Origin of the sequence: Chenggangzhangella methanolivorans, assembly GCF_042648545.1 — a bacterium.
GTDB lineage: Bacteria > Pseudomonadota > Alphaproteobacteria > Rhizobiales > Methylopilaceae > Methylopila > Methylopila methanolivorans.
In genome coordinates this window covers 542,320-558,355 of record NZ_JBHRXS010000004.1, presented here as the reverse complement: position 1 = coordinate 558,355, position 16,036 = coordinate 542,320, and the positions used below count along the sequence as shown (strand labels likewise).

Here is a 16,036-nt window from a genome sequence, read left to right as displayed (position 1 = left end):
TCAGGGCATACCGTCGACGTCTGTGATCCTATCTGACAGACGCGCTCCTAGATTGCACGTCCGCACCTTCGGGCGCTCAGCCTACTACTTGGGCATTGACCGTCTGCCGCTTTGCGACTGCGATCTCTTCCTCGCTCCAGTTCTCGTGGGCGAGGGTTTCGGCGTCTGCCAAGGCGCCCGCGAGCACGCTCGCGCACCGAACCCGCTGCTCGTCCAGTGCCTTAAGTTGCTCTACGAGCGTCTCAACCTTTTCGGCGGCCTTCAAAGCTGGTCCGCGCGCGCCATGCAGCTTTCGGATCCAGTGTTGAGGCTCCAAGTCGTCAGTCATGGCTCCGCCTATAAAATCGATACTTTGATATCGTGCACAGATTTTTCATTTATGTGTGCGGTGCATTACTTGGCCCACTTGGATTCTCCATTCTTCACGTGCAGACAAAATGATTTACTGTTGTGTCCGCAATTCATGTTAGAACTTCGCTAAATCTTGGAATGCATGGCGTCAGTGTTCTGTATTTCAATGCGCTACGTCTCGACAGCCCGGGTGGGCTTAAGTTCGTTCGAACCGTCGGCATACCGATGATGACGACAGAGCTTGAGTCGGTTTAGATCCGTTGACGACTCAACCATGGTGGGCGGACACCTCCTCAGGCGAAGCCAAACCGGCAAGGACATAGCGTGACGCATAGTCTGATCCCAGGAGCGAACGCGCTCCTCGGTCCAAATGACATCAGCATTGAGGTCGACGTCAGAATTTTCAGCTCGGAGCATGAAGTCGACGCGTCCTGCTTCATGATAGGCCCAGCCGGGAAGGTGCTTTCGGACGCCAGCATGGTGTTCTTCAATCAGCCCGGCGGCCCCTCGGACCCGGTCGAACTATCTATGGCGACCAAGCTCTGGACCTTCGACATCCGCCCCTCACGCGCGCCGGCGGAGGTGGAGAAGTTCTACCTAACTATCGCAGGCGAAGGGCCGGTCAGAGACGTAAAGGGACTTGTTGTCGAAGCGCGCTCGACCGGGCAGTCGATCCAGCTTAAGGCACCGGAGTTCAACGAAGAGAAGGCAGTGATCCTCGCCGAGGTCTACCGGCATTCCAGCGGCTGGAAGATTCGCTCGATCATGCAGGGCTTCAACGGCGGGCTCGGGCCGTTGGCTCGCCATTTCGGCGTCGACGTCGGCGAACCGCAGACCGCGATTGAGACGACGTCTGCCCCACCGCCGCCAGCGCCTGTCGCTCCGCCGCCGGCCGCGGTCCCTGCGGCCCCCGTGGCCGCGCCTCCCGCCCCGGTGCCTCAGGCCGCCGCTTCCGCCGGCCCTTCGTCTATCAACCTGTCGAAGAAGGGAGAGCGCTCGGCGATCAATCTCGTCAACGACAAGCCGATCACAGCCTACCTGAAATGGGAGAGCCGCGGCGACCTCGATCTCTATTGCCTTTGGGTCGACGTCGCCGGCCATGCGGGCATGACCTATTATCGAAGACTCGGATCACCGGGCGAGGCGCCGCATGTCCAGCTCCTCGGCGACTCGACGGAGCCGGGAGTGGAGACGGTTCTGATCCACAAGCCCGAGGCGCTGCGCTACGCCACCATCGCGGCCTATTCGGCCCTTTCCAACGGCGTCGGATCGTTCAAGTCCTTCGGGGCCAGAGCGGTGGTGGACAACGGGGCAGGACAGGTGGTCACCTGCGGGCTCAATGAGAAGAGTTCGTTCAGCTACTGGACCGTCATCGCCCTCATCGATTTCACCGTGAAGGGCGAGGCCCGCGTCTCCCAGGTCGAGAGCTACGGCAAGCGGTTCTCCGAACGGGCGCCCGTGCTCAGTCCCGATGGTTCGATCAAGATGAGCGCGGGCGTCGTCGAATTTAAGTAGTCCCGCAGCGATCTCGCTCAACTCCTTATTGGAAACAGAGTTTTACGTGAGCCTCGACAAGACAAAGGCCGACCTTAAGAACGTCCTGCTCTATGCTTCGGAGCTGCTGACGCTCAACGAGCGCATCATCTACGACCTCGGCGAAGCCGGCGTTCCCGCCTTCTATGAGGCGGACCTGATCGACCTCGAAGGTGTCGAGACCAGCGGCGAGGGCGAGACCTGGATGCGGATGAAGCGACTGCGCGAGACGCAGCCGCCCGCGCCTGACACCATGTTCACGGACTGGATCGTCCCGGTCGCCCACCCGACGCCGGACAAGAAGCCTGAGCTGCTCCCCCAGCGCGTGCTGAGGCTGTCGATCGAAGAGATCTCCGATCTCTGCGAGGCGGGCCTGATCGGGATGGACGATGTCCTGCGGCCGCTCGACGCCGACGAGGACCACCCCTCGACGCTCGACGTAATCCTGCGCCCGGCGACCATGAGCGAATTCCAGTCGCTGTTCGCCGCGTGGATCGATGGTCCTTGGGAGGCCTGGGCGAAGGTTGAGCGGCCGCGGCGCCTGTCCATCTCGGTCTACAACAAGATCTACCAGATCCAGCAGCGCCAGCTCGCGGCCGGCGACGACAACCAGATCGAGCTCGTCTGGGGCGTCGGCATGGCGCGCTGGAAGCACGAGCGCGGCAAGCTCTCGATCCCCGTTCTCGAGCAGCTTGTTGACGTCGAACTCGAGGAGGACGGCTCCCTCTCGGTGATGCCGCGACAGGCCTCGCCGGTCCTGAACCTCAAAGCGTTCCACGCCCTCGACGTCGAGGGCTCCAAGGCCTTCGCACGCGACGCCGCCGAGCAGCTGCAGCGGGTCATCGACGATCCCGACATCCTGTTCTCGCCGTTCACCAAGAAAACCTTCGAGACGATCCTGAAGAGCGCGGCGGCCCGCCTGTCGGCGAGCGGCGTCTATGTGCCGGACGAGGAAGGCCGCGACGAGACCAACCGCAAGCTCTCGGTGGCCGACGACACGCTGCGGATCAGCGATACCTGGGTGCTTTATGCCCGCAACAGGGCGGAGGACTTCCGCAAGGCCGACATTTCGAAGCTGATCCGCTCGGTCGAGGGCGCCGAGAAGATCGAAGAGATCCCAGAGGCTGGCGTCAGGTTCGTCACGCCGCCGAGCGACGAGAAGATCTATGGCGGCGGAGGCATCGATCTCGGGCAGGCCAGCTGGAGAGCCGGGGTCGGCGAAGGATCTGGCGTAGCCGATCTCCAGCCGAAGGCCGCGCACGATTTCTTCTTTCCGCTCGCGACGAATGCGGATCAGGAAGCCATCGCGTACCGCCTGGAGGAAGATCCCGCCGTGCACGTGATGGGGCCCCCGGGCACCGGAAAAACGCATCTAATCGGGAATATAATCTCACACTACCTCGCCTGCGGGAAGCGTGTTCTCGTGACCGCGAAATCCGCGGAAGCCCTGGTAGCCGTTCGGGAGAAGCTGCCGGAGGGAATCCGGGCGCTTGCGATCAGCGTCATCCATTCGGATCGAGAGGGCGCGGGTCAGCTCGAAGAAGCGATCCAGATGCTCGCCAGCGAGGCCAAGCAGATCAACGTCGCTCAGGTCTCGCGTGAAATCGGCGACAAGCAGAACGCGCTTGCCGACGTCAGCGACCGTATCAAGGCGATCGACGTCGAGCTGATCGACTACGCCCGGCGAAACCTCGAGAAAGTATCGGCCGCAGGCTCGGACGTGCTTCCGATGGATCTGGCGCGCACGGTGGTCGAAGGGCAGTCGACCTTCCTGTGGTTTACCGACGATCTCGACCTGGGAGCACGTTTTGAGCCTCAGTTTGGTGACGGCGATATTCGCGACGCCCGCGCCGCGCGCATCGCACTGGGCGACGACATCGCGTACCGCTCACAGGACCTGCCGATAGCGGCGGATCTGCCGGACATGCCGAACCTGCTCGCCGCGCATCGCGACCTGCTGGCTGCAAATTTGGCCGGCGACCGTGCGAGATCCGGCGAAACGCTGATCATGGCCACTGGCCAGAACGAGAGCGCCCGGCAGGCCCAGGTCTGGATCAAGGCGCTGAGCGACTTCGCCCATGGCGAGGGCAACGAGCCCTGGGCGTTCAAGGCCTATCGCTCGCTTGCGCGACACGAGACGCCAACCGACGCATCGACGACCGCGGTCCGGCGCTTTGCGGAGAGGGCCGTGACGCTGTCCTCCGACGGCGACGCCTATGCGATGCAGGCGATCGATCTGGGAACGGGCGACCCGAACGATCCGGAATTCTCGGGCGCGGTGGCGGCGCTCGCGCGCGGCGAGAACCCGTTCGGAGTGTTCTCCTTCGGCAAAGGGCAGCTCAAGGCGAGCATCGCCATTGTCCGCGTCATGGGGACGGCTCCGGCAAGCCGGGACGAGTGGACGATCGCAGCCGGCTATGTCGGCTGGCTGTCCGAAATCCGCCAGTTCTCGCTGCAGTGGAACGCGCTCGCGCCACAGCTGGGCCTGCCCGTCATTCCGGAGGATCGCGCCCAACAGGTGCAGCGCGTCATCCGGCTCGGCGAAGTCTCCAAAACCATGCTGTCGCTTGCAAGCGAAGCCGAAGACATGGCGCGACGGCTGCAGACGATCTTCCCTTACGGTCTCGACGTGAACCTCACGGTCTACGAAGCAGCCGTGAAGTCCGCCAAGGACGCTCTAGAGGCAAATCTCGGGGCCGTGGAGACCGCGACCGCATCGGCCGTCAAGGAGCGCCTGATCGCGCTGGCGGGGCGGGGCGACACCCATTTCAACGAAGCGCTTGAGGCCTTCGCGGGCGCGCTCGGCGATGAGGACGTCGACGTCAACCGGTTGAGCCACGACTGGTCGTGGATGCTGCGCGAGGCCGCGCGCCTTCAGGCTCTCTATCACGCCAAGAGCACGCTCGAGAAGGTCGCGGCCAAGGTCGCGTCATCGGGCGCTCGCAGATGGGCAAGCCACCTCCTTGGAGAACCGGCGACGGGGCAGGACGACGCTTGGACGCCGGCCGACTGGCGCGGCGCCTGGGAATGGTCACGGGCCTCCGGTTTCATCCGGGCGATCGGCGATCGCGACGCCATCCGCAAGCTTTCCGACGAACGCGCGGAGCTGGAAGGCAAGAAGCGCCGCCTGCTGGCGGAAGTCGTACGCCTTCGCACGTTCCTTGGCCTGAAGAGCTCGCTGACCGCGCGCATCGAAACGGCGCTCGCCAAGTTCGCCTCGGCGGTCGCCAAGCTCGGGGCAGGCACCGGCAAATCGGCGCCGCGGCAGCGACGGGTCATCCGCGACGCCGCATTCGAAGCCGCGAACGCCGTGCCGTGCTGGATCATGCCCGAATGGCGGATATCCGAACAGATCCCGGCAAGCCTCGCCGCCTTCGACCTCGTCATCGTCGACGAGGCGTCGCAGTCGGACATCACGGCGCTGCCGGCGCTGCTGCGGGGAAAGAAGATCCTCATCGTCGGCGACGACAAGCAGGTCTCGCCGACCCCGATTGGCCTCGAGGAACGGACGGTCATCCAGCTCAGGACGACCTATCTCGAAGGCCTCCCATACGCCGACCAGCTCGACCCTTCGACGAGCCTCTACGAGCTCGCCTCGATCATCTTCCCGGGCAAGGCGATCATGCTGAAGGAGCACTTCAGGTGCATCGAGCCGATCATCCGGTTTTCGAGCCGGTTCTATCACGGCGCGCTCATTCCGATGCGCTTGCCGTCGGCGAGCCAGCGCCTGGATCCGCCCCTGATCGATATCCTGGTCAAGAACGGTCGGCGCGACAGCCAGATCAACTTGCCTGAGGTCGATGCGGTGATCGAGGAGCTCCGCAGGATCGTCGCCGATCCGGCGATGGAGCGCCGCACGGTCGGGGTCATCTCTCTGGTCGGCGACAAGCAGGTCAAGGTGATCCAGGATCGCGCCATGGCCGAGTTCGGGGCCGAGATCTTTGACCGTCATCACCTCATGTTCGGCTCCGCCGCCAAGTTCCAAGGCGCCGAACGGGACATCATTATCCTGTCGATGGTGGTGTGCTCCAAGACGGTCGTGACCTCCCGCGCGCGGCTTTACGAGCAGCGCTTCAACGTCGCCATGTCGCGCGCCCGCGACCGGATGATCCTCGTCCGGTCCGTCACGAGCTCGGATCTGAAGCAGGGCGATCTCAAACTCGCGGTCATCGAGCACTTCCGCAATCCGATGGGCGAGGGCGGGCTCGTGGTCCGCAAGGACGTCCTGGAGCTTTGCGAAAGCGGGTTTGAAAAGGATTTCGCCGAGCGGATGCTCGGGATGGGATACCGCCTCCAGGCGCAGGTCCCGGTCGGCGGCTTCAGGATCGACTTCGTGGTCGAGGGCGCCAATGATCGCCGCTTGGCGATCGAACTCGACGGCGACAAGTGGCATGGCCCGGATGTCTGGGCCGCCGACTTCCGCCGCCAGCAGGCGCTCGAACGCCTCGGTTGGACGTTCTGGCGATGCTGGGGCTCGAACTGGATCGCTGACAAGGACGCCTGCATGGCCGATCTCAAGCGCACGCTTGCGGCGATGGAGATCGAGCCGATCGGGTCAAAGCCGCTCGACGGCGTCTGGACCGAATTCCGCGAGGTCGGCGAAACCGCGGCGGAGATCCAGGACGCAGGCGCAAGTGCGACGTCGGGCGCAGACGCCTTGGCCGGCCGAAACGAGCTGTTTGACGCCGCCCCCGCAACGCCGCCGGCTGTCGACAACGACCGGCTAGTGGCGCAGCCAGGCGACCTTGTCGTGCTCCGCTATGACGACGAGCCGAACCGGGCCTTGCGCGTGACGCTGTCGCGAGACCAGAACCGGCCAGAAGAGGGGATCGTGCACATCTCCGAGCCGCTCGGTCTGGCGCTCGTCGGCGTCGGCGAGGAAGAGGAGATCGAGGTCGATCTCGGATCGCGCAAGCGCACCGGCATTATTGAACGGATCGAGCGTCACAGCGCGCTCGCGGCATGAAGTCTCGCCTCGGGTAAAGAGCAAGATGTCGAGCGTGGCCATCCAGAGGCAGCGGATCGGCTCGCAGGACACCCTGCTGAATTTTTGAAGTGCACCCGGCGAAAATCACGCTTGCCGAGAGCATCTCTGGCACGGGACAGGGCGCTTTAGCAAAGCCGAGTTAGTCAACGGCTTGTTGTCGTTGCACTTTTCGACGATATTCTGGTCAAACACAGGTTTGCGGCGATCCGACCAACGCCGGCTCAAGAAGCTCGATGTTGGCGCGCCGGCACGTCGAACGCGCTGCAAGCCCGTCAGCTGCTTGGAGCCCGCGGAAGAATGCCACGGTTAAAGTCGATTGAAGACGTTCGTTCGTGCATCTCGGGCACCTGCCCAGGCCCATCATGCTACTGCAATGAGCGACGGCAACCTGCAGCGTGAGCCTCTTCGGGAGTGCAATACCAGCGTTCTCCCTTAGATTCGTCGATCCTCGTCCGCGCATAAAAGCGCCCGCCAGGAACGTGATAGATGCAAACCCCGTCGCGATTGAGGTTGCCCTTGATCTGGCAGCCTTGTTTGGAAGCCATTTGAGACGTGGCCGGCGCCAAAAGCGTTTTCTGTGCGTCGAGCGGAACACTGTAAGATCCAAGCACGACCGTCGCGCCGCTGCGGGATCTCCATTCCCACGGCGCAATGAAGGCGCCGGACCAGATCCCTCTCTGCGCCTCGCGGGCGCGCCGCTCGTGAGCGTCGTAGCGGTGGGAGTAACGCACGAACGACAGCGCCCAACCTTGCTCAACCATCCAGCCGTTGAGGTCCACGCCGTCGACCAAGCAGTCGCCGAGCCAGCGATCATACTTGTCTTTAGCCGTTGTCCGGCAGTTCCAGGTCTTGCCGGCAGTCACGGCAGACAGGCGATCGCGCGCCTCGACACCACATGTCCAGGGTTGTCCGGCGGCCGTCAGGCACAGCTGATCGGTTTCCGGCGCGTCAACGCCATTCAATCTGATCTTTCCACCGGACACGACAATCGTATCGCCGTCGACGACCCGGGCCGAGCCGATGACCTCAGCGGCGGCCCCGGCTGCGGGACAACAGAGAGTTGCAAGACACATGGCCGCGAACGCCCAGCAGCCCATGACCGCCGATCTTAGTTTTTCTGTCACCAATGTCTCAAAACTTAACTATCCAAGAGGACCGTGAATCAATTTAGCGGCGAATCGATCATTCACGGCTCAATCATCGAGCTACGTGTTTGATTTTCAAAGGTAAATGCGACAAACGCAGCGTCCACCACGACTTTCTCCACGCGTCTGTATATCGGAGATCTCATTGCTGTATTAGTTAGCTACAGAGTCGTAGATGTTCAGGATCTATACGCCCATTAACCCTGCCCGGTCTTAATTGTTGTTTATCGCCCGCTGCGTCACCACTGCGCTCTCCATCGTCATCGTTCGCCCTTTCTCCCTTTGCTCTCATCTGCACCGTCCTTCTCACTGGCTTGTTGTCGCGCTGGTCCGGCTGGTCATACGAGCTGGCGTCAGACCGGCCGAGATCGACGCAGAGGACGCCGCCGCACGTTGAGCTTTCTGGGCATCCCGAAGACTGTTAAAGACGTGCAATCGAAGCGCAGTCTAAATCGCTATGTCCCGCACTCACCACAGGTCGAGAAGCACGTCACCAAGCCGAACGCGGCGGCCAACGCGTCGGTCGACCGCGCGCAGAAGTAGAAAATTTTCGCTCGCTCGGACATTCGGGTTTCCGACCTTTCAGGACATTGAGGATACGATAGACGGCGCGGCGGCGCTCGACATTCCCGGCGCCGATCCAATTAGCAACGCCATTTTCGCGTTCCGGGTCGCAAGATTTTTCAGACGCCGCAATCCGAAGCGCCGAGCCAGGCCGTCCAGAGCAGTTCAGTATCCCAGCCGTCATGAGCGCCGCCCTACCGATCTGTCCGGCTCATTTCGGCTGACATGGAGGCTCGCTATCCTAGCGTTTTGGCTTGGCGTCGGAATTCTTTGGGTCGCCTACCTGTGGGGAGCGACGCTGCTCTCCGTCCTGATCCACGGCAAGCGCAAGACCCTCGCGCGTGTGCTTCCTGCCTTGACCGGCACCCCAAGCCCCCGTCAAGCGCACCACATCTTGCGGCAATGAGATTTATTGCTGTTCGATGACGGAGAGCGCCGCGTAAGTAAAAAGCGCGGTGAATAGCCGTCGTTTAGTGGACAGTAATGCGCCAACGGCCTGAACGCTTTTCTTTCGTGAGCACCCCTTCCTCTGCAAGCGCGTCCACCCACCCTTCAACAATATAGGCACCGCCCTCAAAACGCGTCGACCGGATAAAGTCGTCGATCATCGCCGATTGCATTAGTTCGCCATACCCGGATAGATTGGAGATGTAATCTCTAAATACGATTGATTTCTGAAGTGCACTTCCTGCTCTGGACAAGCGTTCGGTCAAATCATCAGGGTACAAAATTTCCTCAGACTCCAATAATTCGATGATGCGTGCAAAGTGTTTGCTATCCATTGACCTTGACGACGCCTCCGCTGCGGATGATATGAGATTAAAAACAAAGTGATAACCCAATCCATAATCATCGAGGAATACATTTTTTCCTTCGTTGTCGAGCTCTTCGTCTGACGCGTCCCTGGCCCATTGATCTCGCGAAGGATAAACGGAAATTCCAGCTTGGGGAGCTTCCGTTAGCAACCAATTCTGCGCTGATTGAGTAAATGGTAGCGCCTTTTCAATAAGATCAATGGCTTCTTCAATTCCTTTCGTTCCAGAGATGTGGTCCAATGCCTGCGATCTGCGTTCGATTCTAGAAAGTTGCTTAAATTCTGGAATTTCTTCAAATTTTTGCATGAATTCCCATGACATATTTTCGGCGTCGTCCGATGAGCCGATCGTGAACTCGAGAGCGACATCTCCGAGTGGAGCATCCTCTTCACTGCCTTCGAAAATACTTGAAACCCTCGTTGAGGCTTCAGTCAGCAATTGCCGTATCTGATCTTCATCAAATCCCGCAGCTGAAAGAATGCGTATAGTCGACGAAATTACTTCGTTAGCAAGTCGATTTGACACGTAAAGGACTCCTCATGCGTAGGGTTCGGGATCGGCGCGGACAGACACTAGCGCGTATGTGGAACTTTCCAGTCTGTCGATTTTCAGCCTTGGCTCGCATTCCGCGCATGCATTGCAATAGGTAGGGCGAGAACTTCGATGACCTTACCAGTAGTCATGAACACGATCAGCCCACGCTTGGCATCGACGGTCTTCAGATAGTCGGCGACCTGCGCCCGATAGCCTGCGACCACGCTCGATCCTGGCTCGACGTCGCTCTTCCAGTCGATGACGATGTCGATCCTGTCGCCTTCGAGCGCGACGGCGTCTGCGATGCCGTAGGTGACGAGTTCCTCATCGCCGTTGAAACTCGCCGCAACCGGAAGCTCGGCGACAAGGCGCGCCCGCAGCGCGGCGACCTCTGCGATCCCGAGCGTACGAAGCACGGAGCCGGCGAGTTCGTCCACATCGAGGTCGGAGGTCTCGATCGTCTCCCCGCGCTTCATCAGCTGACCGACGAGGATCGTCGTCCGTTCTTTCAGGGAGGCCAGGTCATCGGCGGTCTCGCCCCCGATCACCTCCTCCATGAGCTTGTGCAGCACGACGCCACGGCGGGCCGAGCCCTTGACCACGGGACGGTCCTCGAGTGGATCGTCGACGATCGCATCCATCTCCGGATCAGCCAGAACGGGCTTGGCCACCTCGTCATGGCGCGACGGGGTCTTCCATTTGATCGTCTTGCGCGCCCGGATCCGAAGCGTGTCAGCATAGAAGCTCTCAGCGGTCTCGGCGTTGCTCGCGCCGGCGCCGTGCGCATAGGTCTGCGGCGGGAACGGCGTCAGGTCGAATTCCGGAAGCTCCTTGAGGGCGAAGTCGACGATGTTCGACCAGTCCTGCTTGGCGGAGTCCTCGGAAAACCGCGGCATGACCAGCAGGTCCTCGGCGCGGGTCGTGGCCACATACCAGAGCCGCACGCGCTCGGCGGCGACGTTGGCCTCATAGGCCGCCTTGTTGTCGTCGTGGCCGAGCGGCTCGACGCCGAAGAGCTTCATCGACATCTGCCGGGTCGACGGATTGAAGACCAGGCTCGGCGCCGGCATCAGCTTGGTGCGCGAATTGATCGGGATCACGATCGGCCACTGCAGGCCCTTGGCCGAGTGCATGGTGATGATCGACACCGAATGCTCTTCGGCGTCCGGACGGCCTTCCTGGAGCTTCTCGTTGTGGTTCCAGGCGCGCGCCATGTCGTCGGAGAAGGCGCGCAGGCCGCGCACGGCGTAGGGCCGCGCCATCTCGATGAATCGATCGACATTGGCGAGGGCGCGCTCGGGATCGCCGGCGTAGCGACCGCGGATGATCGCACGGACCTCGAGCTCGTCGATCGCCTGCGCCAAGGCGTCATATGGCGCGGTCCTGCGCGCGATCCGCGACAGGTTCTGCAGCTTGCGCAGCGTCCGCTCGCCGATCTCGTCGGTGACCCGGTCCGGATCGATCTGACGGCTTAGACGCGGCCGCCCGCGACCTTCCTCCTGGGGAAGCGCATCCAGCATGTCGAGCATCTGCTCTTCCGTCATGCCGACCAGAGGCCCGCGCAGCAGCGCGGCGAGCGCGAGCGAGTCCCGCGGGTCTGCAAGCACGCGCGAGAGCGCGATCAGGTCCTGGATCTCCTGGCGACGGAAAAGGCCCTTGCCGGCCTGGGTCGCGACGGAGAGACCCTTCTCTTCCAGAGCCGCCTCATAGCGCCACAGATCGGTGCCCATCGGAGCCAGAAGGGCGATGTCGCCCGGCTCGCAGGGCCGCGGCGTGCCGGTCTTGCGATCGGAGACGACGTAGCGACCGACCAGGCGCACGCAGAAGTCGGCGACCGCCGCAGCTTCAGCGTCGCGGATCGCATCGGCTTTGCCGTCACCGCCGCCGAGCGTGATCGCCGTTACCGCCGGACCGCGCCCATGATCCTCATGGAAGTGATCGAGCCTTGCAAAGCCCGGCTGATCGGCCGCCGAGAGCGGCAAGTCGAAGCGCTGGTTCACCCATTCGAGGATCGGTCGCACGGAGCGGAAATTGACGTCGATCGAGACGACGCTGTCATCGGACATCGCTCGCATGCGATCGCGCGCCGCCAGATAGGTTGCGACGTCCGCGCCGCGGAACCGGTAGATCGCCTGCTTGGGGTCGCCGACCAAAAACAGCCCGCCCGAGCGCCAGCCCCAGTCCTTCAGGTCCGCGTCCGGACACCCCGCCGGCGGCGCGCCTGCGATGCGCTGGAAGATCTCGCACTGGATCGGATCGGTATCCTGGAACTCGTCCACCAGGATCACCTTGAATCGCTCGGCGAGCGAGAGGCGGATCGCCTCGTGATTGGCCAGCATGTTGCGGGCTGCGTGCTGGAGGTCGTTGAAGTCGAGAGCGGCGGCGCGCCGCTTGGCCTCCTGGTAGTTCGCGACGAGCGGCCTCACCTCGTCGACCAGATGTGACAGCAGGCAGGCGGCGGCCGTCGCGCGCAGGATCGAATGCGCTTCGCGACAGGCGACGTAGAGGTCGTTGGCCTCCAGAAAGAGCTGCTCGCCAGCCGCCTTCGACGTCGCGGCCGCCTGCCACTTGCCCTTCTTCTGGTAGGCGCGGAAGCCCCCGGTCTGGGTGAAGACCTCGCCCGGCCAAACCGAGGCCCGGATGACGCCCACGGCGGCCTCGAAATCGGACCGGCCGGCGAGGTCGCGCCACTCGTCGGCCATCGCCTTGAGGCCGGCCGCGATCGCCACGCTTTCGGGCTCAAGGCCGCCGCAGCGGTCCATGAAGGCGCCAAACGCGTCGACGGCCCCGTTGAAGTCGCCGCACGGATCGGCGCCGAGCGTCGCCTTGAGAGCGTCGGCGTCCCGGTTGTCGCGCAGGGTCTCGGCGATCGAGCGCAGCGTCTCCACGACGTCGTCCGGATCGAACGCGATCAGGTCGGCGATCACGCTGCCGGTCTCGTCCTGGCCCGACAGGCGCTCGCGGATCCAATCGTCGAAGAGATCGTTGAAGAGGAGAGCCGCTTCAGCCTGATCCATGATGGCGGCGCCGGGGTCGATATTGGCCTCGACCGGATAAGGTTTGATCAGCCGCTGGCAGAAGCCATGGATCGTCGTGCACGCGATTTCGTTGAGGCTGGCGCGAGCCGCCGCCAGATTGGCTCTCTGATCAGCGCTCGGGCCTTCTGCCGGGAACGCTTCTCTCAGGTCTCGCGGAACACGCCCGTGCTCAAGCTCCTCCATCATGCGCATGATGCGCCCGAGGAGCTCGGAGGCCGCCTTCTCGGTGAAGGAGACAGCGGCGATGTTCTTCGGATGGACGCCGCTCGCCATCATGGCGATGACGCGTCCGGCCATGAGCGATGTCTTGCCGGAGCCGGCGCCGGCTTCGACCAACATGGTCGAGGACAGGTCGGTAAGAGCGCGGCGGCGGATCGCGGCGTCGGAGAGGACCACGGTCGTCATTTCTCATCCCAGACGGCGGCAAGGGGTCCAACGGTCTCGAGCATCGCGACCTCCTTGCGATTGAGGTAGGCGGCCTTGGCGTTAGCCGGGAGCGCAAAGCGCAGCCCGTCGTAGTCACCGGCCGCGTCCTTGCCCGCCGGCGCGCGGCCGGCGAGCAGGTTCGCCTTGGCGATCACCAGGTAGCCCTTCAGCTTCTCCAGCGTCTCGACCGGCTCGGGCAGCGGCAGGATGGCCTGCGCGCGCGGATAGTTCAGGCTGGCGGTGACCTCGACGTCGCCGAGCAGCGCCTTGACGGTGAAGTCGTACAGGCAGCGCTGCAGCTCCTTGCCGCCATTGAGCACGAGCTCGTTCGGCTTCTTCGGCAGGGATCCGGTTTTGTAATCGGTGACGTTGACCTGCGCACCATTGCCCGACAGGTCGACACGGTCCATCCGGCCGCGCAGCTTGATGTCGGTGCCGGGGATCGTCACCTCCGCGGCGATGTTCCAGGGGTAGTTCACCCCGGGAACAGGCGTCTCGCCGCCGAACGGAACCTCGACATAACTGCGCTGGCCGATGAGCGGCTCGGGCGTGTTGGAGAGCGCGCCGAGAGAAACCTCGCCGACATCATCGAGCGTCCGCCGCCAGATGAGGTTCGGCGGCAGCGGGTTGTCCGCTTCGTACTCCGCCGCAACCGTCGCGACGGCCGAGCTGATCGCCGTCCCGACGTCGTCGGTCGTCGCCCTTGCGGCGCCGCCATCGGCCTCGAGCTGTGCGACGGCGCGCTCCAGGACGTTGTGGACCAGGTTGCCGTAGCTCAGATTGTCGACGGTCAGCGGCTCGCTGTCGTCGTCCGGCTCCTGGATGCGCAGGCCGTAGGTCCAGAGATAGGCGATCGGATTGCGCAGCATCATCGTCAGCGACCTCGCCGACTGGGGATCGTTGAGCGCCGCGACGATCCGCGGATGGTTGGCGCGGACCAGCCCGTCATGGGCGGTCATCTCCTCCGAATGCCAGTTGCCCCAGCAGGCCCTCGCCGAGACCGCGATCCTGGTCGAGGCAAATTCATCGGCGCGCGCGAACACGCGATCGCTCTCGCTCATCGCGGCTGTCGGAATCCGGGAGCGGCGCAGATGCTCGACCGGCTGGTCGGGAACGAGCGGCGACCGGCCAAGAGCGCGCCCTTCGGCGTCGCGCCGGGGATAGCTGAAGGTGACCGAGCCCGAGGTCGTGACCATGATGGTGCGGAAGTCGCGACGGTCGGCCTCGACGAGCGGGAGCGGGTTCAGGACCGCCGCGCGCACAACATGCTCGGGAACGAGCGCGTCCTCGCCGGTTCCTCGCGGCCAGCCGCGGGACGACAGGCCGATCAGGCGCACGAAGCGGCGTGGCGTTGTGACCAGATCCTTGGCCGCCACGAAGATGGGCGACGTCATCGGATCAAGGCCGTCAGGCGTCTTGAGGTCCTGCACGGTGCTGTCGAGAGCCTCGACCGGTCCGGTCTCGAGGGCGCGCCGCCAGATCAGCAGCGCGCGGCCCTCAAGGATCCTCTCGCCGGCATCCTCTGCAGCCTCGACGCCTCGATCGAGCATTTCGAGCAGGGGCAGCAGGATCGCGCCGTCGGCTTCCGCGCCCTCAACGGCGTAGGCCTGCCGCCAGCGCGCCATGTCGGACATGGCGGAGGCGCGCGGGATCGAGCGAGCCCATTCGTCCGACAGGCCATCCGGGCGCGCGAGGCCGAACAGGCGACGGACCCGCTTCTGGTTCACGCCCCGCAGGAGAATGTCCGCAAGCGCTGCGGCGGCCTGACCCTCGCCGGTCTGGAGCGCCTTGATGCCGCTGACCGCATGGACGCCGATGTTGGCGTCGGCGGCGATCGCGTTGAAGTGGTCCTCATAGTCCTCGACCGAGGCGGCCGCGATCGCGATCTCCTCCGGCCGAGCGGCGCCGCTCGCGATCAGCTCACGGACCCAGCGAAAGGCTTCCACCACCTCGTGGCGCGCAGTCGCGCAGGACACGACGCTGACCTCCGGCTGGTGAGGCTCGGATCGCTCGACCTTGATCGGTGTGCCTTCGAGCCATGCCGGAACCTCGCGGGGGCCCGCCTCCCAGGTTACGGGCACCACCTTGGCGAGCTCTATGAGAAGCGGTCGCCAGATGGGCTCCAACTCGGTCATGCCTTTGATGGTCACAGGACCGAAGCACGACTTGGCGTGCGCGACGCGGCCGAGCGCCTGCGCGACGAGATCCTGGGGGCGCAGAGCGGACGCCGGCAGTCGCTCCATGACGGCCGCTTCGATCGCTGCCATGTCCAGGAGACGCGGCGCCTCGGCGCCGTCGAGTTCGACGCCCGCCCGCCAGAGCTTCATCAGGGACGCAGCCGCTGCGGAAGGGACGCCGGGCAGCATCTTGATCGGCTCAAGCTCGCCGAGCGCGGTGGTCTCGATCGCTTCGGCGACCGCCTGGCGAAGCTCGATGGGATCGACCGGCCGGCTGAAACCGCCGGCAAGCCGCGCCACAGCGCTCTCGATGGTGAGGATGTTGGTGCCGAGCGCACGGCCGCGCGCCATGGCCAGTCTCTCGACCTGCCATGCCAGACGTCCCCGAACGATCACAGAGCGACGAATATTGAGAGGCATGGGCATCTTCTCCATTCACGCGGCAGAGAATTGCTAAATTCGCATT

7 protein-coding genes are annotated in these 16,036 nt (G+C 63.5%); 2 read left to right on the top strand and 5 right to left on the bottom strand.

Features of this window, described 5'->3' with window-relative positions; all coding sequences use genetic code 11:
- Positions 1 to 76: 76 nt before the first annotated feature.
- Positions 77 to 328, bottom strand: coding sequence for a hypothetical protein (locus ACFOWB_RS08005; protein WP_261403826.1), 252 nt, complete (start codon positions 326 to 328; stop codon positions 77 to 79).
- Between the two features lie 347 nt (positions 329 to 675).
- Here ACFOWB_RS08005 and ACFOWB_RS08000 point away from each other — a divergent pair, with 347 nt between their 5' ends.
- On the top strand, positions 676 to 1,866 hold the full coding sequence (locus ACFOWB_RS08000) for a TerD family protein (RefSeq protein WP_378146660.1): 1,191 nt from the start codon (positions 676 to 678) through the stop codon (positions 1,864 to 1,866).
- 46 nt (positions 1,867 to 1,912) lie between these two features.
- Positions 1,913 to 6,850 carry an AAA domain-containing protein gene (locus tag ACFOWB_RS07995; protein WP_378146658.1) on the top strand — a complete coding sequence of 1,646 codons (4,938 nt, stop codon included), beginning with the start codon at positions 1,913 to 1,915 and terminating at the stop codon, positions 6,848 to 6,850.
- A gap of 386 nt (positions 6,851 to 7,236) precedes the next feature.
- Here the strand turns inward: ACFOWB_RS07995 and ACFOWB_RS07990 are convergent, their stop codons facing one another.
- From ACFOWB_RS07990 to ACFOWB_RS07975, 4 genes are all read right to left on the bottom strand, one after another.
- Positions 7,237 to 7,995, bottom strand: a complete 759-nt coding sequence (locus ACFOWB_RS07990; RefSeq protein WP_378146656.1) for a thermonuclease family protein — start codon at positions 7,993 to 7,995, stop codon at positions 7,237 to 7,239.
- A 1,055-nt stretch (positions 7,996 to 9,050) separates the two neighbouring features.
- Positions 9,051 to 9,920 (bottom strand): hypothetical protein, encoded by an 870-nt coding sequence (locus ACFOWB_RS07985; protein ID WP_378146654.1) that lies wholly within the window; start codon positions 9,918 to 9,920, stop codon positions 9,051 to 9,053.
- Positions 9,921 to 10,003: 83 nt separating this feature from the next.
- Positions 10,004 to 13,372, bottom strand: coding sequence for a UvrD-helicase domain-containing protein (locus ACFOWB_RS07980; RefSeq protein ID WP_378146652.1), 3,369 nt, complete (start codon positions 13,370 to 13,372; stop codon positions 10,004 to 10,006).
- Complete coding sequence (locus ACFOWB_RS07975; RefSeq protein WP_378146650.1) at positions 13,369 to 15,921, bottom strand: PD-(D/E)XK nuclease family protein; 2,553 nt, start codon at positions 15,919 to 15,921, stop codon at positions 13,369 to 13,371. Before ACFOWB_RS07975 ends, ACFOWB_RS07980 begins: the two co-directional genes overlap by 4 nt.
- Positions 15,922 to 16,036 lie beyond the last annotated feature (115 nt).